At 56.9% G+C, this 20,739-nt stretch carries 18 protein-coding genes and 5 tRNA genes; 11 read left to right on the top strand and 12 right to left on the bottom strand.

What is annotated here, in order from left to right:
- The first annotated feature begins 200 nt into the window (after positions 1–200).
- The 8 genes from FGQ67_RS00605 (at position 201) to FGQ67_RS00570 (ending at position 9,836) form a co-directional block, all read left to right on the top strand.
- A complete protein-coding gene (locus FGQ67_RS00605) occupies positions 201–986 on the top strand; it encodes a hypothetical protein (RefSeq protein WP_138339603.1) in 786 nt (261 codons plus the stop codon).
- Positions 987–1,146: 160 nt separating this feature from the next.
- Positions 1,147–2,127: an ABC transporter substrate-binding protein gene (locus FGQ67_RS00600; RefSeq protein WP_022093885.1), complete on the top strand. Its 981-nt coding sequence runs from the start codon at positions 1,147–1,149 to the stop codon at positions 2,125–2,127.
- Positions 2,128–2,330: 203 nt separating this feature from the next.
- On the top strand, positions 2,331–3,254 hold the full coding sequence (locus tag FGQ67_RS00595; protein WP_006234992.1) for an ABC transporter permease: 924 nt from the start codon (positions 2,331–2,333) through the stop codon (positions 3,252–3,254).
- Positions 3,247–4,041, top strand: coding sequence for an ABC transporter ATP-binding protein (locus tag FGQ67_RS00590; protein ID WP_055250279.1), 795 nt, complete (start codon positions 3,247–3,249; stop codon positions 4,039–4,041). Before FGQ67_RS00595 ends, FGQ67_RS00590 begins: the two co-directional genes overlap by 8 nt.
- Before the next feature lie 158 nt (positions 4,042–4,199).
- The gene (locus tag FGQ67_RS00585) at positions 4,200–6,224 is read left to right on the top strand and encodes a bifunctional metallophosphatase/5'-nucleotidase (protein ID WP_138339602.1); all 2,025 of its coding nucleotides are present in this window, start codon (positions 4,200–4,202) and stop codon (positions 6,222–6,224) included.
- Positions 6,225–6,353: 129 nt separating this feature from the next.
- Positions 6,354–7,121, top strand: a complete 768-nt coding sequence (locus FGQ67_RS00580; protein WP_138339601.1) for a mechanosensitive ion channel family protein — start codon at positions 6,354–6,356, stop codon at positions 7,119–7,121.
- A gap of 91 nt (positions 7,122–7,212) precedes the next feature.
- Positions 7,213–9,129 (top strand): BMP family ABC transporter substrate-binding protein, encoded by a 1,917-nt coding sequence (locus FGQ67_RS00575; RefSeq protein ID WP_138339600.1) that lies wholly within the window; start codon positions 7,213–7,215, stop codon positions 9,127–9,129.
- Positions 9,126–9,836 (top strand): metallophosphoesterase family protein, encoded by a 711-nt coding sequence (locus FGQ67_RS00570; protein ID WP_117799696.1) that lies wholly within the window; start codon positions 9,126–9,128, stop codon positions 9,834–9,836. The genes FGQ67_RS00575 and FGQ67_RS00570 overlap by 4 nt, the downstream gene beginning before the upstream one ends.
- Positions 9,837–9,961: 125 nt before the next feature.
- Here the strand turns inward: FGQ67_RS00570 and rplA are convergent, their stop codons facing one another.
- From rplA to FGQ67_RS00515, 11 genes are all read right to left on the bottom strand, one after another.
- Entirely contained in the window at positions 9,962–10,669 is a 708-nt protein-coding gene (rplA, locus tag FGQ67_RS00565; protein ID WP_022093892.1) for a 50S ribosomal protein L1, read from the bottom strand.
- A gap of 117 nt (positions 10,670–10,786) precedes the next feature.
- Complete coding sequence (gene rplK, locus FGQ67_RS00560) at positions 10,787–11,215, bottom strand: 50S ribosomal protein L11 (RefSeq protein ID WP_022093893.1); 429 nt, start codon at positions 11,213–11,215, stop codon at positions 10,787–10,789.
- Positions 11,216–11,335: 120 nt separating this feature from the next.
- On the bottom strand, positions 11,336–11,872 hold the full coding sequence (gene nusG / locus FGQ67_RS00555; RefSeq protein WP_099432095.1) for a transcription termination/antitermination protein NusG: 537 nt from the start codon (positions 11,870–11,872) through the stop codon (positions 11,336–11,338).
- A gap of 3 nt (positions 11,873–11,875) precedes the next feature.
- On the bottom strand, positions 11,876–12,214 hold the full coding sequence (gene secE / locus FGQ67_RS00550) for a preprotein translocase subunit SecE (RefSeq protein ID WP_035137537.1): 339 nt from the start codon (positions 12,212–12,214) through the stop codon (positions 11,876–11,878).
- A gap of 76 nt (positions 12,215–12,290) precedes the next feature.
- Positions 12,291–12,366: transfer RNA gene (locus FGQ67_RS00545), tRNA-Trp, on the bottom strand.
- Positions 12,367–12,379: 13 nt separating this feature from the next.
- On the bottom strand, positions 12,380–12,529 hold the full coding sequence (gene rpmG / locus FGQ67_RS00540) for a 50S ribosomal protein L33 (protein ID WP_138339599.1): 150 nt from the start codon (positions 12,527–12,529) through the stop codon (positions 12,380–12,382).
- A gap of 279 nt (positions 12,530–12,808) precedes the next feature.
- On the bottom strand, positions 12,809–13,999 hold the full coding sequence (gene tuf, locus FGQ67_RS00535; RefSeq protein ID WP_035137538.1) for an elongation factor Tu: 1,191 nt from the start codon (positions 13,997–13,999) through the stop codon (positions 12,809–12,811).
- 96 nt (positions 14,000–14,095) lie between these two features.
- A tRNA-Met gene (locus tag FGQ67_RS00530) sits at positions 14,096–14,172 on the bottom strand.
- A 3-nt stretch (positions 14,173–14,175) separates the two neighbouring features.
- Positions 14,176–14,251 (bottom strand) — tRNA-Thr (locus FGQ67_RS00525).
- A gap of 10 nt (positions 14,252–14,261) precedes the next feature.
- A tRNA-Tyr gene (locus tag FGQ67_RS00520) sits at positions 14,262–14,343 on the bottom strand.
- A gap of 403 nt (positions 14,344–14,746) precedes the next feature.
- Positions 14,747–15,580 carry a MurR/RpiR family transcriptional regulator gene (locus FGQ67_RS00515; RefSeq protein WP_070100711.1) on the bottom strand — a complete coding sequence of 278 codons (834 nt, stop codon included), beginning with the start codon at positions 15,578–15,580 and terminating at the stop codon, positions 14,747–14,749.
- A gap of 151 nt (positions 15,581–15,731) precedes the next feature.
- Between FGQ67_RS00515 and FGQ67_RS00510 the strand changes: the two genes are divergently transcribed.
- Both FGQ67_RS00510 and FGQ67_RS00505 read left to right on the top strand, forming a co-directional pair.
- Complete coding sequence (locus FGQ67_RS00510) at positions 15,732–17,150, top strand: glycoside hydrolase family 1 protein (protein WP_138339597.1); 1,419 nt, start codon at positions 15,732–15,734, stop codon at positions 17,148–17,150.
- 24 nt (positions 17,151–17,174) lie between these two features.
- Complete coding sequence (locus tag FGQ67_RS00505) at positions 17,175–18,560, top strand: PTS transporter subunit EIIC (protein WP_249934341.1); 1,386 nt, start codon at positions 17,175–17,177, stop codon at positions 18,558–18,560.
- A gap of 533 nt (positions 18,561–19,093) precedes the next feature.
- Here the strand turns inward: FGQ67_RS00505 and FGQ67_RS00500 are convergent.
- Positions 19,094–19,168 (bottom strand) — tRNA-Thr (locus tag FGQ67_RS00500).
- A gap of 223 nt (positions 19,169–19,391) precedes the next feature.
- Here FGQ67_RS00500 and FGQ67_RS00495 point away from each other — a divergent pair.
- Positions 19,392–20,732 (top strand): DNA-binding protein, encoded by a 1,341-nt coding sequence (locus FGQ67_RS00495; protein ID WP_138339595.1) that lies wholly within the window; start codon positions 19,392–19,394, stop codon positions 20,730–20,732.
- Positions 20,733–20,739 lie beyond the last annotated feature (7 nt).

Raw genomic sequence — 20,739 nt, 5'->3', positions numbered from 1 at the left:
ACATCGGTCGAGAGGCGCTTTTTTCAACAGCATCCGTCAAGCTTTTGGCAAGTTTTTGGTCAGTTGAGCAGGGCTGTTGAAAACTCGACCCGCCGTTTGCCGACGACTACCGACCGCCCAGAGCGCCCTGCGCCCCTGGGAAAGCCCCACGTCCTAGGCTCCATACCGTCGCCACCCAAAACGGAAAGGACGTGGGCACGATGACCGAAGCCGCTGTTGAAACCTACGACACCACGACTAGAGGCGCCGCCTCGATGGCGGCCTATCGCGCCGTTCGCATCCTGCAACTATTAAGCGAAAACACCGGCGAAGACAAGGCCATGCTTTCCGATGAGCTGATCCGGCGCCTCGCCCATCCCGACGACCCCGCCCGCATGCCCATCTCGGCGGCGCGGCGCAGCATCTACACCGCCATCTCCGCGCTTCGCCATGCCGGATACGAAATTGAGTACAAACGCGGCGTGGGCTACAAACTTCTTACCCGCCCGCTCACCGATGAAGAGATCATCCGGCTCCACGGTATGGTCATGCGCAACCGCTCCACGCCTATCGCTATCCGCAAGAGCATGGCGCAGCACTTAGTTGCCATGGCGAGTGCCGACGTTCGCGGCTACCTCGATACACCCGAACCCGTTCCGAGCGCAGGCAGCAAGGCTACCAAGGCAACACGCACGCCCATCAAGCGCATCGACACGTGCGAGCTCGTCGAGCAGGCCATCGACCACGGAACCACGGTGAGTTTTGATATTTCGAGCGTTACGACGCGTGGCGAAACCGAAGCAGCACGGATGACGCTGCGTCCCTTTGCCATCAGGCAGCGCGATGGCATCTCGTATCTGCTGGGAACGGTCTACGACGCCCGAGGCGCCGATGACACGTTGCGTACCGTAGAGATTGGCCGAATGAGAAACGTCACCACACGTCTCCTCGACGGCAAGAAGCTCTTCGCCGCCCTAGACGAGGACGACGCCTCCTCCGCCGCATAAGACCCTCCGCCGCCCATTCGACTACCCGCACCGCCCATCCGATTCTGTATTAAAAAACCCGCCAGGCTGTTGTAAAAATGGACATCAGCGCTACTATAGTTCCACTTGCACTTTGTCCCAGTGCAGTGTTTCCAGCCATTTTTATACTGGGGGTAATGATATGAAGGACATCACCATCAGCCGCAGGAGCCTTCTGGTCTCCGCCGGCCTGCTCGCGCTCGCCCCGCTCGCCGGGTGCGGCGGCAACTCTGGTTCCGGCTCTGCTGCCGCCGGTTCCGACTACACCATCGGCGTTCTGCAGCTCACCGAGCACTCCGCACTCGATGCCGCCAACGACGGCTTTGTCAAGGCCATCAAGGAGAGCGGCCTTAAGGTCAAAATCGACCAGAAGAACGCCCAGAACGACCAGTCCACGTGTAAGTCCATTGCCGACAAGTTTGTGGGCGACAACGTCAACCTGATTTATGCCATCGCCACGCCCGCCGCGCAGGCTGCCGCCGGCGCCACGGCCGATATCCCCATCGTGGGCTGCGCCATCACCGACTACGCCGCCTCCGGCCTGGTCCAGGACAACGACAAGCCCGGCACCAACGTCACGGGCGCTTCCGACCTCACCCCGGTCGCCGAGCAGCTCGAGATGATGCAGAAGGTCCTGCCCGACGTTAAAAAGGTCGGCCTGCTCTACTGCACCGCCGAGTCCAACTCCGACGTCCAGATCAAGGCCGCCAAGAAGGAGCTCGACAAGCTGGGCCTCGAGTACACCGATTTCACCGTCTCGAGCTCCAACGAGATTCAGTCCGTCGTCGAGTCTGCCGTGGGCAAGGTCGACGCGCTGTACTCCCCCACCGACAACACCATCGCCGCGGGCGCCTCGCAGGTGGGCCAGATCTGCAAGGAGAACAAGCTTCCCTTCGTGACTGGCGAGGAGGGCATGTGCATGGCCGGCGGCCTGTTCACCCTCTCCATCAATTACGAGGATCTGGGCTACGCCGCGGGCGAGATGGCCGTCAAGATTCTGAAGGGCGAGGCCAAGCCCGAGGATATGCCGATCAAGCACCTCTCGAGCAAGGACCTGGTCGTCGTCAAGAACGACGAAATGGCCGAGGCCCTGGGCATCGACCTTTCCGCTCTGGACGCGTAATGCTATACGCGGCATGCGTCTAGAGCCCGTGCTCGCGCTTTAGCTGCGTTATTCAATATCTGAGCCACAGGGGCGGGCGCTGTAGACCGGCGTCCGCCCTGCTTGTTTCAGGTAAAACAAAACGTCTGTCCGCAGCTCTTCTATGCATTGTTACCGCTATTATGGTGAATCACGTGTCCACCCTATCCTAGGAGGTATGAAGCATGCTCATTGCATTGCAGGGCGCCGTTTCGCAGGGCGTCCTCTGGGGCATTATGGTGCTTGGCGTGTTTATCACGTTCCGCCTGCTCGACATTCCCGATATGACCTGCGACGGCAGCTTTGCCCTCGGCGGCTGCGTCTGCGCTGTGCTCATCGTCAATAACAACGTCGACCCGCTGCTCGCCGTGCTGGCCGGTATGTGCGCCGGCGCCATCGCGGGTGCCGTCACGGGCATTTTGACCACCGTCTTCGAGATTCCCGCGATCCTCGCCGGAATCCTCACCCAGATCAGCCTGTGGTCCATCAACCTGCGCATCATGGGCAAGTCCAATACGCCAATTCTTGCCAAGGGCACCGTGTTCTCGGCCGTCAGCAATATGACCGGTCTGCCGCAGTCCACCGTTGCCATCATCTTGGGCATCCTGCTCGCCGTGGCTATCGTTGCCATCCTGTATTGGTTCTTTGGCACCGAGATCGGCTCGGCGCTGCGCGCCACCGGCAACAACGAGTACATGATCCGCGCTCTGGGCGTCAACACCAACTCCACCAAGATGATCGCCCTCGTGCTCTCCAACGCCCTCATCGGCCTTTCGGGCGCGCTCATCTGCCAGAGCCAAAAGTATGCCGACATTGGCATGGGCACCGGTGCCATCGTTATCGGTCTTGCCGCCATTGTTATCGGTGAGGTGCTCGGCCGTCTGCTGCCCGGCGGCCTCACGCAGTTTAGCGTCCGTCTTGCCTCCGCCGTCTTTGGCTCCGTGGTGTACTTCCTTATCCGCGCCATCGTGCTGCAGTTGGGCATGGACGCCAACGACATGAAGCTGCTCTCCGCCGTAATTGTCGCTGTGGCCCTGTGCGTGCCCGTGGTTTGGGAGCGCTATAAGCTCCGCAGCTCCTACACGAAGGGGGATGAGGCAGATGCTTAAGCTCTCGCACGTCAAGAAGACCTTTAACAAGGGCACCGTCACCGAGAAGCGCGCGCTCACCGGCGTCGACCTCACCCTGAATGACGGCGACTTTGTAACCGTGATCGGCGGCAACGGCGCCGGCAAGTCCACGCTGCTCAACATGATCGCCGGCGTGTACCCGCTCGATTCGGGCGTTATTGAGCTCGATGGCACCGACATCTCGCGCCTGAGCGAGTCGCAGCGCGCCAAGTACCTGGGCCGCGTGTTTCAGGACCCCATGCGCGGTACCGCTGCCGACATGCAGATCGCCGAGAACCTGGCCCTCGCCAAGCGTCGCGGCCAGCGTCGCGGCCTTTCGTGGGGCGTCACCAAGGCCGAGAAAGATGAGTACGTCGAGCTGCTCAAGCGCCTGGACCTTGGTCTGGACACGCGTCTCAACGCCAAGGTCGGCCTGCTCTCGGGTGGCCAGCGCCAGGCACTCACCCTGCTGATGGCCACGCTCACCAGGCCGCGCCTGCTGCTGCTCGACGAGCACACCGCGGCCCTCGACCCCAAGACGGCCTCTAAGGTGCTTAACCTGACCGAGGAGATCGTCGACGAGAACCACCTGACCACGCTCATGGTCACGCACAACATGAACGACGCCATCCGTCTGGGCAACCGTCTGATCATGATGCACGAAGGCCACGTGATCTACGACGTGGCGGGCGATGAGAAGAAGTCGCTCACCGTAGCCGACCTGCTGCAGAAGTTCGAGGAGGTCTCGGGAGGCGAGCTCGCCAACGACCGCATGCTGCTGAGCTAAAACCTGCCAAAAAGGGACAGGTTTATTTTGGTGGGTTTTATCTGCGCAAACGTCAAAACCGCCGCAAAGGGACAGACGCCCTTGCGGCGGTTTTCGCATATTATGTCGATAATCCGATATTCAACCAGACATTCTGGCTAAGGACTAAGGAAACTGCCATGAAAAGACTCCCCCGCTTTGCGTTGGCCGCCGCGTTGTTTGCCGGCGCGCTCGCAGGCATCCCAAGCCTCGCTTTCGCGGGAAACCTGCCCGCCGCTATTGACGGCTCCGTGGCCGTCATGCACACCAACGATATCCACGGCAGCTACAAGTACAGCTACAACGCAAGCAAGGGCACCGGCACTGTGGGCTTTGACGGACTGGCGGTTCTCTATAGCGCCCAAAGCAGCGTCCCCGATCTTTCGCTCGATGCGGGCGACACCTTCCACGGACAGTCCTTCGCCACCATGAGCGAGGGCAAGAGCATCGCCGAGCTCATGGACACCTTCTACGCCGACGGCTACGACGCAACCACGCCAGGCAACCACGACTGGAGCTACGGCGCGGACAAACTCCGCACCATGACCGGCTACAGCACCACCGGCACGCCCTTCGCCATGCTCTGCGCGAATGCAACGTCCTCGAACGGCGCATGGAGCTCGAGCATCACGAAGACGCTCGATCGCACCTGGGAGGATAGCGAGGATCACTCCACATTCGACTACAAAATCAAGGTCGGCGTCGTCGGAGCCATGGATGAGTCGCTAGGTTCCTCGCTGCGCGCGGACCTGGTCGCGGGCACCAGCTTCTCGAGTGCCGCGAACGCCATCAATGCCGAGGCAGAGCAGCTGCGCAAGGAGGGCTGCGATGTTGTTGTGTGTATCGCGCACACGCTCGACGCAAAGACCTTTGCCACGCGGCTCCGTGGCGTCGATGCCCTTATCGCAGGCCACGAGCACATCAACCTTAACGAGAAGGTGACGGGAGCCGACGGCAAGACGATCCACGTTGTCGAGGCAGGCAGCGCCTTTGCCGAGGTGGGGCTGCTTTCCATTCCGTACAAATACGACACGAATGGCACCGAGACGACCGACGATGACACGGTCACGGTCCCTGCAGACGGCAGCGACGAGAAGCTCTACACCGCCAAGAACGTCAACGACCTTTTGACAGACCCCGACAAGGGCTCCGACTACCAAAGCCGTCTTGAAGCCGTCCGCAACAAGATCAAGCCGCTCGACGAGGACTTTGAAAACGAATCGAACAAGGTGCTCGGCACATCCACCACCAACTATTTCTACGGCGAGGACGCCGCAGGCACGCATGGTTGGGAAATGGTGCGCACCACCGATTTCCGCCCCGGCAAGGAGGGCGACACCACCAAGGCCCAGACCATCGGCCACGTGATTTGCGGCTCCTATCTTGCCCTGACGGGCGCGGACTTCGCTATCGAAAACGCTGGCGGCATCCGCGGCGGCATCGCGGCGGGCAACGTGACCGCCGGCAACGTCATCGCCATCTCGCCCTACGGCAACACTGTGGAGACCTGGACCATGACCGGCGCGGACTTCCTCGCAGCGCTCGAGCACTCGCTACAAATCAGCGACGATTGCAACGACAGCTACGAGCTTCAGCAGGCTTATGTGGCGGCCGGTCACAGCGAGCAGGAGGCGCAAGACAAGTACAAGTGGCGCGATGACTCTGGCAGCGTTCTCTCCTTTGGCGGCATCAACGTGACGATTGATTGGACGCAGCCCGAAGGCAAGCGCATTGTGAGCGCCACACTCACCAAAGACGGCAGCACGCTCGACCCCGCCAAGACCTATACCGTCGCCACCAACAACTACATCATCACCAACACGACCGACTTCCCCACCTTCGCAAACGCCACCAAGCACACCGAGTGGGGTACCTGCGAGTCAGCGCTAAGGGCGCTGATCGGGCAGGACAGCTGGGAGAGCAAGATGACCTCGCTCGCGGGCACCATCAGCTTTGGCTCCGCTGCCGTGGACCCCACGCCCACACCGGCCCCGACGCCTAAGCCCTCGCCTAAGACGGACACGACGACCACGAAGGTCATCACCAAGAAGACGACCGGTAAGCTCGCCGCAACGGGAGACCGCACGCTGGCAGTAGTTGGCGCGTGCCTTATCGGCGGCATCATCGTCATCATGCTCGGCATTATCTGGAAGCGTCGACGCTAAGCTACACCGCCGGGCCTTACAGCCCCGCCGCGTAAACCTTATATCGAGCACAGAAGCCCGTCCGAATTTGATCGGACGGGCTTCTTGGTGGGTATCATGGTTGAACGATCATTAGGAGGTTTTCCCTACATGGAATTGTTTGAGCCGATTCTTCATTTCTTTGAGCAACGGTGGGTCCACAACATCATCTGGGCCGTCATCTTGGCGATAGGCACCGCCGTCGCCGCCAAGGTCGTATCCAAGACCCTGAACCATCTGCTTAACCGAGACGATAACCCGCTTCCGGCATCGAGTATCTTCATCAACATCGCGCGCGCCGTCATCTGGATGATTGGCGGCAGCTTTATCCTCGATAACTGCTTTGGCATTAACGCAAACGCGCTCGTCGCCGCCCTTGGCGTCGGCGGCATCGCCATCTCGCTCGGCTTTCAGGACACGCTGTCAAACCTTATCGGCGGCATGCAGGTGACCTTTATGGGCATCATCAAGCCCGGCGACAATATCGAGGTCGGCGGCGTATCCGGCGTGGTCCAAGACATCACTTGGCGCCATACAACGATTGAGGATGCCTGTGGGCAGACCATCATCGTCCCCAACTCCAACATCTCCAAGAACACGCTCGTGCACCTCATGCCCTTTGGGCGCGTTGCCGTGCCCGTCGCGGTCAAGGACACGTCCAAGTGGGCTTCACTGGACGCACTGGCAGACGAGCTGACCAGCGCCACCAAAGCCGCCGTGCTTCCCATCTCGGGCTTTGACAAGGAGCCCTACGTACTCTTTAGCGAAATCGACGACTTTGGCATCAAAGGAAAGATCATCTTTATCGTCAGCGACGACAGCACTACTTTCACGGCAGCCGACGCCTGCATCCGCGCCATCGCCCCCATCATCGCCTAACCCGCCAAAAAGGGACAGGCACCTTTGTGGTGGTTTTCATTCGTGGTACCATGGTTTATGTAGTTGTTTAAACGACTAAGGGAGCAACATCATGGAAGAGGCCTATCGTCAAGCACGCAAGCGCGGCGAGCAAGGACGTCGACGCGCCATTAGCCAAAGCGAGCATCCATACCTTACGGACCTCGACAGTTTGATTGCTCAGCTCCCCTTAGGTCAGCGAGTGAGTGTCGGCCTGCGGGATATTCCGATCGAAATGGTCGTCGGCACTGTCACCAAGGGCCGTCAGTCCGCCTTTTCATGCAACTTTATGCCCCTGCTGCCGTTTAACACCGAGTTCGCCCGCAAGTGGTCCAACCTCTACGACATCCAGGTAACCGAGGGCTATCGCGACCCCATCATCGTCACCGAGTTCATGCATCGGTTCTATGTCCAGGAAGGCAATAAACGCGTCAGTGTCCTCAAATTCTTGGACGCTCCAACGGTTTCGGCCAGGGTCACCCGTCTCTACCCCGGCACATGGGATTCCGTCGAAAGCCGCCTGTACGGTGAATTCTGCGCGTTTTGGCGCGTCTGCCCCCTATACGAGATCGAGTTCTCGCGTGAGGGAAGCTACGAGACGCTCGCCAAGATGCTCGGTCAGAATCTTATCGAAAAATGGCCGCAGAAAAAGGTCGACTACCTGCGCCACACCTTCCTGCTCTTTAAGCGCGCCTACCTTCGCGCAGGCGGCGACCACCTGGACATTACGCCCGCCGACGCCATGCTCGTGTACCTCAATGTGTACAACCAGGACCGCCTGCTGGATACGCCAACGGATATCGTCGTAAACCGCCTGTGCAAGATTTGGCGCGAGCTGGTCATTGCCGGCAAAAATGACGAGGACAAGGTCGATCTTGTTGAAGCGCCGAGCGTCGACGAGGAGGAGTCGCCCGCCAAGTCCACCTCCGGCGTGCTCAACTTCTTTATGGGCAAGACCGTCTATTCGGCGACCAACCCCCTGCGCATCGCCTTTATCCATGAGTTCCCCTGTGCGATGTCGAGCTGGGACAGCCTGCACGACCAAGGGCGTCAGTATCTCGATGAGCACTTTGGCGGTATCGTGCGCACCGAGGCGTTCGAGGACTGTCACGATCCGGATGTGTTCTACGCCGCCGTGGAAACGGCTGTCAAACATGGGGCAAACGTCATCTTCTCGACCTCGCACCGCCTGATGGAATACACGCTCAGGGCTGCCGTTGAGTATCCCCAGGTTCGGTTCCTCAACTGCTCTATCGGCCTTCCCCATCAAAGCGTCCGTTCGTACTTTGGCAAGATGTACGAGGCCAAGTTCCTCCTGGGCGCCCTTGCCGCCAGCATGGCGGACAACCACCGCATCGGCTACCACGCGTCGGTCTTCGCCTCGGGCGCGCTCAGCGAGATCAACGCCTTTGCGATTGGCGCCTCGCTGCTCGACCCCCGTGCGCAAATTATCCTGACTTGGGGCGATGTGCCCGCCGGAGGCCTTGCCGAGGCCATGTGCCGCGAAGGTGTAAGCGTCATGACCGGCGCCGACATGTCAAAGTCGCTCGAAGACCCCACGGCCTACGGACTTCACCGCCTGGTCGATGGCAAGGTTACCGGCATCGCCATGCCGGTATGGAACTGGGGCCGTTACTACGAGCTCATCGTTCGCAGCCTTCTTCACGGCACGTGGGACGAGACCAGCGACGACAACCAAGTGCGCGCTGTCAACTACTGGTATGGCATGAGCTCCGGCGTTATCGACATCCGTTACGCTCCGGGCCTACCCTACCAAACGCGCAAACTCGTGCAGTTGCTCCGCAACGGCATTGTTGTGGGATCCATCAACCCCTTTGGCGGCGAGCTCCACAGCCAGAACGGCGTGGTACAGATCGAAGGCTTCCCTCCGCTGCCGAGCACGCAGATTGTCGAGATGAATTGGCTGGCGGACAACGTGGTAGGCACCATTCCGCAGCTCGACGATGAGCCGAAAGTCCCTGCCCTATGAAAATCCTTGCCATAGCCGATACCGAAGAACGATGCCTTTGGGAGTGCTTTCGCAAGGAACGCTTTGAGGGAGTCGACCTGATTTTGTCCGCCGGCGATCTGGACCCGGACTATCTTGAGTTTTTGGTTACGGTCATCAACAAACCGCTCATCTACGTGCGCGGCAATCACGATGACCGCTACGCACGTCATGCACCGGGTGGATGTATCTGCGTAGAGGACAGCGTGTACACGTACCGAGGGATTCGCATTGCGGGCCTTGGCGGGTCCATGCGTTATCGCGACGGCGCCAACATGTACACCGAACGCGAGATGTCCAAGCGCATGCGTAAGCTGTCGCGTAAGGTTAGGATGGTCGGCGGGTGCGACATTCTGCTTACCCATGCACCCGCCGCCGGTATGGGTGATCTGGACGATCTGCCGCATCGAGGATTCGAGTGTTTTAACACAGCACTCGAATCCTGGAATCCCGACTACATGGTGCACGGGCATGTGCACCAAAGCTACGGTTGCGATTTTCAGCGCGAGCGTCAGCATGTGTGTGGAACGACGATCATCAACGCCTGCGGCTATACGCAGTTTGAGCTCGACCAGACGCACTACCCCATCCGCGGCTGGCAAGCAGCTTGGCTCAACTCACAAACCATGCGCCGCGAGCTCAAACGCCACGAAGCCATCGAGTCCTCAACAGCCAGAACACCCTGGTAACCACCATAAAGGGGACACTGTCCCCTTTATGGTGCTTTTGACGCGATAGCAAGAAACCCGGTCCTGCACAAGGCAGAACCGGGTTTCTTTAGCAATGCTTGCTGTACTCAGGCAGTAACTAGCAGTTACTCAGCCAGGAAGTCACGCTGGACAGCGGGATCGACCTTGACGCCAGGGCCCATGGTGGAAGACACGGAGATGGACTTGACGTACTTGCCCTTAGCAGAAGAGGGCTTGACGCGCAGAATCTCGGTGTACAGGGCAGCGTAGTTCTCGACGAGCTGCTGCTCAGAGAAGGACTTCTTGCCCAGGGGCACGTGGCAGATGCCGTAGCGGTCGGCGCGGTACTCAACGCGGCCAGCCTTGAGCTCGGAGACCATCTTGGCGACGTCCATGGTCACGGTGCCGAGCTTGGGGTTCGGCATGAGGCCACGGGGACCAAGGATCTTACCGATGCGGCCAACCTTGGCCATCATGTTCGGCGTAGCGATAGCGGCGTCGAAGTTGATCTCGCCCTTCTGAATCTGGGCGACGAGCTCGTCGGAACCGATGATGTCGGCGCCGGCAGCCTCAGCCTCACGGGCCTTCTCGCCCTCGGCGAAGACGGCAACACGAACGGTCTTGCCGGTGCCGTGGGGCAGGGAGATGGAACCACGGATGTTCTGGTCAGCCTTACGAGTATCGATGCCCAGACGGAAGTGAGCCTCGACGGTCTCGTCGAACTTTGCAGTGTCGAGCTCCTTGATGAGCTTGGCAGCCTGAAGGGGGGTGTAGAGCGTGGCGCGGTCGATCTTCTCGGCAGCGGCGTTATAGCTCTTACCATGCTTAGCCATGTGCATTACCTCCTGTGGTTAAACGGGCGTGAGCCCTCCCACATCGTATCGTGTGCCCTATTGCACACATTTAACGGGCGCCCCGGTCGGAGCACCCGCCGTTACCATAAGAAATCGCTACTCAGCGATGGTGACGCCCATGGAACGGGCGGTACCGGCGATGATCTTCTTGGCGGCGTCAATGTCGTTGGCATTGAGGTCCGGCATCTTGATCTCGGCGATCTTGGTGAGCTGCTCCTGGGAGAGCTGACCAACCTTGTCAGCCTGGGGCTTAGCGGAACCAGACTTGAGGTTCAGCTCCTTCTTGATAAGGTGAGCCGCCGGCGGGGTCTTGGTGATGAAGGAGAAGGACTTGTCCTCGTAGACAGAGATCTCAACGGGGATGATGTCACCCTTCTTGTCCTGCGTCTCGGCGTTAAAGGCCTGGCAGAACTGCATGATGTTCACGCCAGCAGCGCCCAGGGCGGGGCCGACGGGAGGAGCGGGGTTTGCTGCACCAGCAGGAATCTGGAGCTTAATGACGTTGGCAACCTTCTTCTCAGCCATGGTCATTCCTTTCGAATCACGAGTGTGAAGTACTTGCTATATCGTAAGCACGCACGTGTTAGAAGCACTCCTGAGATGAGCAGTCACAGAAGAAGCACGCTCGCGCGAACGGACGAAAACTTAAGCGATGACAGCGACCTGGTTAAAGTCGAGCTCGACCGGCGTCTCGCGGCCAAAGATCATCAGCGTGACCTTGAGCTTGCCAGCCTCGGTGTTAACCTCGGAGACCTTGCCATCAAAGTCGGTAAGCGGGCCATCGGTGACGCGGACGGACGTACCGACCTCAATATCAACCGAGGTGCGCTTGGGCGAATCGCCCTTACCGGGACGACGAGTCATCTTGTTGTACTCGTCGCGGGAAAGCGGAGCGGGCTTGCCGTTGCCGCCTAGGAAACCGGTGACGCCAGGCGTGTTACGAACACACGTCCAAGCATCGTCATCCATCTCCATGCGGACCAGGACATAACCCGGGAAGATCTTGGAATCCTTGGTCTCACGCTTGCCACCCTCTTTAATCTCGGTGACGCGCTCCATAGGAATCTCGATATCAAAGATACGGTCCTGCATGCCCATAGTCTCGATGCGATGCTCGAGATCGGACTTAACGCGGTTCTCGTATCCAGAGTAAGTGTGAACGACGTACCAACGCTTAGACATGGTTTAGCCCCTCAATCCAGAGAACAGAGCAAGAGCCTCGCCAAAGCCAGCATCGAGCAGAGCGATGACGACGCCGACGACGATCAGAGAAGCGCAAACAACAACCGAGTAGTTCACGAGCTCCTTCTTATCGGGCCACGTGACACGCTTCATCTCGGACTTGACCGAAGCGAAATACTTCTTGGTGCGGGCGAAGAAACCAGGCTTCTCGTTCTTCTTGGACTTCGCAGCCTTCTCGTTCTTCTTGGCAACGGCCTTCTTGGCCTCAACCTTGGAGTTGGCGGCAGCTTTGTTGGCAGGTGCCGGCTGCTGAGCCTTCTTCTTGTTCTTCTTGTTGGCCATTTGGGTTACCTCCGCGCAATGCGCTTATACATGAGTAAACCGTAAGCCCCCAAGTGGGAGCTTACGGAATAATGACTGGCACGCCAGGAAGGACTCGAACCCTCAACACTCGGTTTTGGAGACCGATGCTCTACCAATTGAACTACTGGCGTATGTGACTAGAGACTAGCGAGTCTCTTTGTGCAGCGTGTGGTGACGGCACCAGGGGCAATACTTCTTGATCTCCATACGATCAGGCATGGTCGACTTGTTCTTGGTGGTCGTATAGTTGCGGCGCTTGCACTTAGTACACGCAAGAGTAACTAGAGTACGCATGTATCCTGAACCTTTCATTTCCGCCCCGTACGGGCACGAGTTGTTACTTTATCAGCTCCACGTAAGTGCTGTCAATGAAAACCTCGAGTCAATTGGTTCTCGGTGGATCCATTCATATTTGGAACACATCAATGAAGCCATCGAGAGCTAATCGACGGTGCATCCAGGACCATTATCGATCCTCTCGACACCAGCAACGGCTCAATATCCATTGCAGAAAAGAACCCGGCACCCATATAAGTGCCGGGTTCTCTAAGTCAGCTATATCAAAGAGCTAATTTACTCAATGATCGTGGAGACGATGCCAGAACCGACGGTGTGGCCACCCTCGCGGATAGCGAAGCGCAGGCCCTCCTCCATGGCGATCGGGTGGATGAGGTCGCCCTCGATGGTGATGTGGTCACCAGGCATAGCCATCTCGGTGCCCTCGGGGAGCTTGACCGTACCGGTAACGTCGGTGGTACGGAAGTAGAACTGAGGACGATAACCATCGAAGAACGGGGTGTGACGGCCGCCCTCCTCCTTGGTCAGAACGTAGATCTCGCCGGTGAACTTGGTGTGCGGGGTAACCGAACCGGGCTTGCAGAGAACCTGGCCGCGCTCGATGTCCTCACGCTTGATGCCGCGGAGCAGCAGACCGACGTTGTCGCCAGCCTCGCAGAAGTCCATGGACTTACGGAACATCTCGATACCGGTAACGACGGTGTTCTGGGTATCCTTGATGCCGACGATCTCGACGGGCTCGTTGAGCTTGAGCTCACCGCGCTCGACACGGCCAGTAGCAACGGTACCACGGCCGGAGATGGTCATAACGTCCTCAACGGCCATCAGGAACGGGAGGTCGTTGTTACGAGCAGGCGTCGGGATGTACTCGTCGACGGCCTTCATGAGCTCGCGAATGGCGTCCATCCACTTGGCGTCGCCCTCGAGAGCGCCCAGAGCGGAGCCACGGATGACGGGGATGTCGTCGCCGGGGAAATCGTACTCGGAGAGGAGCTCACGGGTTTCCATCTCGACGAGGTCGATGAGCTCGTCATCGTCGACCATGTCGCACTTGTTCAGGAAGACGACGATGTAGGGAACGCCGACCTGACGGGCGAGCAGGATGTGCTCGCGGGTCTGAGCCATGGGGCCGTCGGTAGCAGCGATGACCAGGATAGCGCCGTCCATCTGAGCAGCGCCGGAGATCATGTTCTTGACGTAGTCAGCGTGGCCCGGGCAGTCAACGTGAGCGTAGTGACGGGCAGCGGTCTCGTACTCAACGTGGGAGACGGAAATCGTGATGCCGCGCTCGCGCTCCTCGGGAGCCTTGTCGATGTTCTCGAACGCAGTGAAGTCAGCCTTGCAGCCCTCGGTCTCGGAGAGAACCTTGGTGATGGCAGCGGTCAGCGTGGTCTTGCCGTGGTCGACGTGACCAATGGTGCCGATGTTAACATGCGGCTTAGTGCGCTCAAACTTCTCTTTGGCCATAAAGCCCTCCTCTAAACAGGTCGTCCCCGGACGGGACTTTGCCTTTATACCATAGTGGCCTCTCAACATACTATTGAGAAGCCACCGTGTTACCTATGGTAGCGGTGACTGGATTCGAACCAGTGACGCCACGGGTATGAACCGTGTGCTCTAACCAACTGAGCTACACCGCCGGATGGAGCCTGCAACCAGACTTGAACTGGTGACCTCTTCGTTACCAACGAAGTGCTCTACCGACTGAGCTATACAGGCACTTGACGGGTGGGAGCTATAGGATTCGAACCTATGTAGGCAGAGCCAACGGGTTTACAGCCCGTCCCCATTAACCACTCGGGCAAACTCCCAATCGTTCAAGTATCCGCAGGTCCTTTGGTCTTTTGGACCGCCGCCCCCGCGAACGAAAAAGATAATACGATGCAACCTTGGGGGCTGTCAACGAAAACCTCTAGATACACGGTGCCGGGCGTATCTATATAGCTGTGACCTGCGGTTTTGTTGAGTTTGGATATGAAGGACGGTGGTTTTGGATACTGAGGTGACGTTTCCCGAGGTAACACTTTGGTGTAGTGGAGTACACCTTCAGGATCGAACTTCGATAACGGCTTATTTGCACCTATATATAGGTCGAGATCGGGCTTCCACGCCACGATCGAGCGTGGATTATCTCCCACTTTTAGCGCGGCTCTAAGGCCAAAGTGGCAGATTATCCACGTTCATTCTCCAGGCGAGAGAACTGTAAAGCCGCAACTACTCGGGCCAGGCCAAAGTAGACCCATAGAGCGGCTCCCCCTTGGTGCAGGGGTAGCGACTCAAGTAACACGACGATAGCAAGTCGAAAAAATAAGTCATGGCGTATTTCGAATAAACGCCGAGTCGGTCAATTCCGTTTCCCGCATTACCAAGACGATATACACGGTCAAAAGACCTCGATTTGTCATCGTTGCTAAACGCAGTAATTAGAATCTTCCTGCCCGAACGGCAATCAAGATACTCACGCGCCTGTGACGCAAATAGCCCGGAGACCGATACGAGAATTATCAATGACTGCGAAGCGTCTCCCATGTTTTTCAATTCCGCGACGTTAGCCCCAGCAACTATGCGAACTATCTTGCCCGCATAAAACATTTCCTGCTGAAATCGTACGAGATTGGCGCTCACATTATTGGTGCACCAGATTTCAACGTTTTTATGGCCATCAATTTCGTCGACAAGATGCTTAATAGCGATATCGGACACGCCGCTTTCAACCTCAGCGAACATCTCGATCATGCGAACGTCGAGCTCTGCCCTGTACTCCTCGTAGCCAAATTCCTCCTCTCGATGGCTTAAGTCGCTTGGAAAGACTGACTGAGTAAATGATTCTTTCAAATCGCTAAGAGACTGGTAGCCCAATCGATTGCAGAAACGACGAACAGCGGAACGGGTCACGAATGCATCGCGGGTTATTGCGGCAACATTGATTTCGCTCGAACGCCTAATGTGAGCGATGAGATATCGAGCGATGGCGGCATCGTTTGACCCAAACTCGCTGTTGATGATGGAGCTAATGCGATTGAGCACATCGAAGTCATTGATATTCACGTGATCCCTCTTTCCGCTCTCCTCGAAATCATGATTCATTGATTGAATCAAACAGCTTTGGTCGTTCTCCTATGATTCAAATCAGTTGACGTCATCTTAATCATAATTCCGCCACACGTATCCACCGTGTTGAATGATGGAAAGGGGATTCATGGGCAACGTGAACAACATGCCGTTTCTCTGGGGTTCCGCCACGGCGTCTTATCAGTGCGAGGGTGCCTGGAACGAAGACGGCAAAGGCCTTGGTGAGTGGGATTTCTTTAGCCACACAAGCAATAAGAACATCAACCATGTTGACGGTGATGTATCTTGCGACTTCTACCATCGCTATGAAGAAGATATCCGCATGATGAAAGAAGGCGGACAAAACACCTATCGCTTCTCTCTTTCATGGAGTCGAATCATCCCCACCGGTATCGGCAAAGTGAATGAAGAGGGTATCGATTTTTATAATCGGGTCATTGATTGCTGCCTCGAAAATGGCATAGAGCCCAACGTTACGCTGTTCCATTACGATCTGCCATTCACGCTTGCTTGCAAAGGCGGATGGCTGAACAACGACATGGCAGAGTGGTTCTGCAAATACGCCAAGATTTGCTTTGAGCGCTTTGGAGACCGCGTCAAAATCTGGGCTACCGTTAACGAGCCGCATTTCTACAGCTACTGCGTAAACATGTTGGGCAACTATCCCCCCAATCGATCGCTCGATGTTCAGTCGTACATGCAGTTTCAGTACAACCTGATGCGCGCAAGCGCACTCGCAGTCCGAGCATATCGTCAAATGGGCTACGACGGCATCATCGGCGCCGTCCACGATGGCGGCGTTGTCGAACTCGACCCGGCAACCGAGCACCCCGATGACGTATTTCGATACGCAGACTTTTTCGCCAATCGCATGATTCTGGCACCAGCGCTTCAGGGTCAACTGCCGCCAGAAATGGACGAAATCCTTGAAAAACTTGGCGTCTCGCTCTATCGATCCCCAAATGACGTAGAAGAATTCAGCGACGGTAAAGTCGATTTTATTGGACTCAACGTGTATTGCCGAGAGTATGTAACCGACTGGCACGGTGGAGAGCTTGCCGTTTCGGCGAACAATAAGGGCGGTTCGAGCAAAAAGGTCGAAGGAAAATGCATTGCGCCCTTGTTTGAAAGCGCCCGCGACAGCAATGTTCCCCGCAATAAATGGGGCCGCGAAATACTCCCAAGTTGCATGTATTCAACCATCATGGATGTCCACGAGCGCTATGACGCGCCCCGCATCTTTATTACGGAAAACGGACATGGCGCCTATGAGCAACCAGACGCAGACGGAATGATCCACGATGATGACCGCATCGAGCTTCTGGGCCAGTTCATCGAGCACATGATGAGGGCTAAGCGCGACGGCGCGCGCGTTGAGGGCTACTACCTCTGGTCGACGATGGATCTGTATAGCTGGATCAACGGCTACGAAAAACGATACGGACTTGTCCATATCGACTTCGAGAACAATCTGGAGCGCACCCCCAAAAAGAGCTGGTATTGGTACCGAGACCTTATCTCGAAGTATCAGGAGCAGGAAGGTTAGGAGAAAGAGATGAAATATCAGGCAATGTCCGAAACAGTCCTAAAGGCTGTTGGCGGCAAAGAGAACATTACATCGGTAACTCATTGTGCGACGCGCCTTCGCATCGACGCACGAGACACCTCGATCATCGATCTCCAGCTCGCCAAATCGGCCGACCAGGCGCTCGGGGCAGTAGTCAGCGGTGGCCAGCTTCAGGTGATCATCGGCCCCAACGTCACCGAGGCTTACAACGACTTCCTCGACTTCGCGGGAATCGAAGTCGGCGGTGGCACGGTTGCCGACGATGCCCAAACCGCCAAAGACCTTGCAGAAGGCATTAAAAGCGGTAACACCGCCATGGGCTTGATTGAGAAATTCGGGAACGTCTCTGCACAGGTATTCATGCCCATCGTCCCGGCGCTCATCGTTGGCGGACTCATTCTTTCGATCAAGAATCTCCTGGTCAATTATTGTGGATTGAGCACCGATAGCGGAACCGCCCAGGTTCTGCTGGCGATCTTCAGCGCCTCATTTAGCTTCCTGCCCGTTTACCTCGGCTATCAGCTCGCCGCCGTCATGAAGATGCAGCCTATCATGGGCGCACTGCTGGGCGCAATCATGATTAGCTCGTCTATTAGCGGTGCTGAGGGTCTCGACTTTCTTGGCATCCCCATCCCGACGAATGACTACTCGAGCACGGTGGTGCCAATCGTACTGGGCGTTGTGTTCATGTACTTTGTTGATCGCGGTCTTCAGAAAATCATCCCCGACATTACCAAACTGTTCTTGAAGCCGCTGCTCACCATGTTCATCGTCGTGCCTGTTGAGCTGATTATCCTCGGCCCCGCCGGCAGCATGATGGGCTACGCGCTGAGTGATGCCGCCACGTGGCTCATGGATAACGTGGCATTTATCGCTACTCCAATCCTTGCAGCCCTTAACCCCTATTTTGTCATGCTCGGTCTTGATAAGGCCTACATCGCGATCGAAGTTACGAGCTTGGCGCAGCTCGGCTGGGCGCCCATCATCTTTGGCTTCATCTCAAACCTCTGCATTGGCGGCACGAGTCTCGCCTTGGCAACTGCAATGAAAGGCAACAAGGAGAAGAGAGGTATGGTCACCACGGTTGCCGTCACCGCACTCTGTGGCGTAACTGAGCCCGCATTTTATGGCTGCCTCATCGAGCGTCCCCGCCTGCTTGTCGGCACGGCAATCGGCGCCCTCTGCGCGGGACTCCCTGCAGGTATCTTCGTCCTGAAGGAGTATGTTGCGGGAGCATGCCCCGGTCTTCTTTCTGCGCTGATCTTTATCGCTCCCGATGGATCCATGGGCAACTTCGTACTGGCGTGCGTTGTCGCCGTCATCGCCATCGTCGTCTCGTTCATCGCTGCACGCGTGATCATCAAGAAGAATCCCAACTATATTGAGTAGATGCCCGCTGCTTGCATTGGGGACATCCTCGGCAGACCATTAGCAAGAACCCAAGAAGTCCCTTAGGAGCTCGATTAATCCATTCGGATTCCTCAGGCACAAACGACCCCGATTCCACAATGAAATCGGGGTCGTCGTTTCTAAAGCCTTCGATAGACAATCGGTGTTTACCTTAGCTCCCTATCCAAGTTAATTATCCACGCTCGTTCTCCGGTCGGAAGATTTTCTTCGCTCGCGTGTCCAGAAATCCACGCTCGAGCAGAACATCCAGGTCCGCACCCGCCCTTGTCTCGATCTGTAACAGCAAGAGGCCTATTCCGCTTCTACATGTTACAGATCAAGATATTCCTAAAACACCCTAAGTTTCATCTCAATCTGTAACAGTTAGATGCCAAATATCGGTCTTGGTGTTACAGATTTAGACAAACTGGAGGACGAGACAAACCAAAAACGGGATGGGCGCTAACCTGATGGCGCGCCACCTAAATAGAAACGGGCTCTGTCCCATATAGAGACAGAGCCCGAAACTCTCATGGAGCCAGTGACAGGAATCGAACCTGCAACCCACTGATTACAAATCAGTTGCGCTACCGTTGCGCCACACTGGCACACTTGGCGCTTTCGCGCGAAGCCTGTTAAGAATAATGGAATTGCGGACGGGGCGCAACAGGCCGCACGGCGTTATATAAATATGCAAAATCCAGCAACAGCGCGTACCAGGCCCGTTCATTTCTGTCAGTGCGCCCTCAATCTTAAAACCATTCGCCAGAACGAATAGTTTTAATTACAATTGGCTATATAAAACTATTCGTTCTGGCGAAGGGTTTCGCGATGTTGACTACCAAGGAAGCAGCCGAGCTGCTCGGCATCAGCCCGCGCAGGGTGCAGGAGCTCATTAAGAACGGCGCGCTGACCGCCCGCAAGGCTTCTGGCGTGTGGCTCATCGACAAAGACAGCGTAGACGCGCGACTCCGCTCCGCAACCAAAAGAGGGGGACGACCTCGTCGTGGGCATGGGAAAAGCGAAGTCGCATTTACCCTCATGAACCGCACGCACGAAGTAGCCCAACTGGTCTACAGCACATCGCGAAAAGACTTCACCCACATCGGCGCCGACGTCGATTACGCCCACGCCCCTATTGGAGTATTTGGCCCTAATAGCCCCATATCGCTCGACTCCTTCCGCATCTGGTGGCGCGGCCGCGGTATCCCGCTCGCACGCATTGGACTAGCCTCCCTGCTTGCAGAAGCCGCAGTCGATGTTCCCGATGAACTCGTCCAGCGAAATCTTGGCCTCTCCTTATCCGACCAGTATTGGATTAGGCCCCAAGACTCCGGTCTCGCGTGGGAAGATATCAATTTCTTCAATAATGCTTTTGACGACGTCTCTCTCAGCATCGCGCCCTTCGCCCCAGAGGGCAAGGCAGCTGCCGCAAAGCCCGATAACACCTCGGACGGCAATCTTCAAAAGTACTGGACATGCGAGGATGACCGTCGAATCCTCCACAAGGCAGGTGCACATCTAAACCAGGAACCTTATAACGAGCTGGTGGCGACTGCACTTCACCGTCGCATCCTAAACGCTTGCGATTATGTGCCTTACTCGCTCGAGGGCACGGGCACTTCCGCCCTGAGCATATGCGATGTCTTCTTAACTGATGAAGAAGAGTATGTCCCTGCGTTCTATGTAAACCAGCATGCAAATGCAGACGAGCGACTAACCGATTACGAACGGTATGTAGCAAACTGCGAGGAGCTTGGAGCGACGGATATAAAAGACGCCCTTGACCGCATGATCGTATGCGATGACATCATTGCCAACTATGATCGCCATTGGCGCAACTTTGGCCTTGTGCGAAACGTAAACACGCTAGCCTGCAGACCTGCCCCTATCTTCGATTCGGGCTCATCACTCTGGTGCAACATATCACTAGAGGAGCTTAGGGCGGGAGAGCACAGTTTTACCAGCGCACAATTTCATTCAAGCCCCGCCAAACAAATGTTGCTCGTCGAGGACATGGGCTGGTTTGACGGCGACAAACTCGAGGGTTTCGTTGACGAGGCAATCGAAATCCTATCCAAAAACGACGCTCTTACAGCGAGACTGCCTTATCTAAAAGAGGCGCTAACATGGCGCCTCGAAAGAATGATCGACATCGCTGAATGGAGTTAGCGAGACA

The organism is Collinsella aerofaciens (genome assembly GCF_005845035.1).
Classification (GTDB): Bacteria; Actinomycetota; Coriobacteriia; order Coriobacteriales; family Coriobacteriaceae; genus Collinsella; species Collinsella aerofaciens_I.
The sequence above is the reverse complement of the archived record's forward strand: the minus strand, read 5'-3'. Positions and strand labels throughout refer to the sequence as shown.

Excerpts from the sequence above, each read along its gene's own strand:
- FGQ67_RS00585 (WP_138339602.1), top strand. The coding sequence starts at position 4,200 with ATGAAAAGACTCCCCCGCTTTGCGTTGGCCGCCGCGTTGTTTGCCGGC.
- FGQ67_RS00595 (WP_006234992.1), top strand. The coding sequence starts at position 2,331 with ATGCTCATTGCATTGCAGGGCGCCGTTTCGCAGGGCGTCCTCTGGGGC.
- FGQ67_RS00510 (WP_138339597.1), top strand. The coding sequence starts at position 15,732 with ATGGGCAACGTGAACAACATGCCGTTTCTCTGGGGTTCCGCCACGGCG.
- nusG (WP_099432095.1), bottom strand. The coding sequence starts at position 11,872 with ATGTCTAAGCGTTGGTACGTCGTTCACACTTACTCTGGATACGAGAAC.
- FGQ67_RS00580 (WP_138339601.1), top strand. The coding sequence starts at position 6,354 with ATGGAATTGTTTGAGCCGATTCTTCATTTCTTTGAGCAACGGTGGGTC.
- FGQ67_RS00600 (WP_022093885.1), top strand. The coding sequence starts at position 1,147 with ATGAAGGACATCACCATCAGCCGCAGGAGCCTTCTGGTCTCCGCCGGC.
- tuf (WP_035137538.1), bottom strand. The coding sequence starts at position 13,999 with ATGGCCAAAGAGAAGTTTGAGCGCACTAAGCCGCATGTTAACATCGGC.
- rplA (WP_022093892.1), bottom strand. The coding sequence starts at position 10,669 with ATGGCTAAGCATGGTAAGAGCTATAACGCCGCTGCCGAGAAGATCGAC.
- FGQ67_RS00605 (WP_138339603.1), top strand. The coding sequence starts at position 201 with ATGACCGAAGCCGCTGTTGAAACCTACGACACCACGACTAGAGGCGCC.
- secE (WP_035137537.1), bottom strand. The coding sequence starts at position 12,214 with ATGGCCAACAAGAAGAACAAGAAGAAGGCTCAGCAGCCGGCACCTGCC.
- rpmG (WP_138339599.1), bottom strand. The coding sequence starts at position 12,529 with ATGCGTACTCTAGTTACTCTTGCGTGTACTAAGTGCAAGCGCCGCAAC.
- FGQ67_RS00505 (WP_249934341.1), top strand. The coding sequence starts at position 17,175 with ATGTCCGAAACAGTCCTAAAGGCTGTTGGCGGCAAAGAGAACATTACA.
- FGQ67_RS00570 (WP_117799696.1), top strand. The coding sequence starts at position 9,126 with ATGAAAATCCTTGCCATAGCCGATACCGAAGAACGATGCCTTTGGGAG.
- FGQ67_RS00590 (WP_055250279.1), top strand. The coding sequence starts at position 3,247 with ATGCTTAAGCTCTCGCACGTCAAGAAGACCTTTAACAAGGGCACCGTC.
- FGQ67_RS00495 (WP_138339595.1), top strand. The coding sequence starts at position 19,392 with ATGTTGACTACCAAGGAAGCAGCCGAGCTGCTCGGCATCAGCCCGCGC.
- FGQ67_RS00575 (WP_138339600.1), top strand. The coding sequence starts at position 7,213 with ATGGAAGAGGCCTATCGTCAAGCACGCAAGCGCGGCGAGCAAGGACGT.
- rplK (WP_022093893.1), bottom strand. The coding sequence starts at position 11,215 with ATGGCTGAGAAGAAGGTTGCCAACGTCATTAAGCTCCAGATTCCTGCT.